1 protein-coding gene is annotated in these 269 nt (G+C 65.4%); it reads left to right on the top strand.

Annotated elements, in window-relative coordinates; all coding sequences use genetic code 11:
• Positions 1–269: alpha/beta fold hydrolase (locus tag LK12_RS23440; RefSeq protein ID WP_039290808.1), on the top strand; the 269-nt coding region annotated here is incomplete at both ends.

Here is a 269-nt window from a genome sequence, read left to right on the forward strand (position 1 = left end):
GCGCTGAACTGGCCCGGCAGATCGTACCCTGGGCCACCGCCGGTGGTGGCAAGGTCAACCTGATAGGCCACAGCCAGGGTTCGCCGACTTCACGAGTGGCCGCCTCGCTGCGCCCCGATCTGGTGGCCTCGGTAACCTCGATCAATGGTGTCAACAAGGGTTCCAAGGTGGCCGATGTGGTGCGCGGTGTCCTGCCGCCGGGCAGTGGCATCGAGGGCGGTGCCAATGCCATCGCCAATGCCCTTGGGGCAGTCATCAACCTGTTGTCC

This window comes from Novosphingobium malaysiense (assembly GCF_000802225.1).
In the GTDB taxonomy this organism is placed as follows: Bacteria; Pseudomonadota; Alphaproteobacteria; order Sphingomonadales; family Sphingomonadaceae; genus Novosphingobium; species Novosphingobium malaysiense.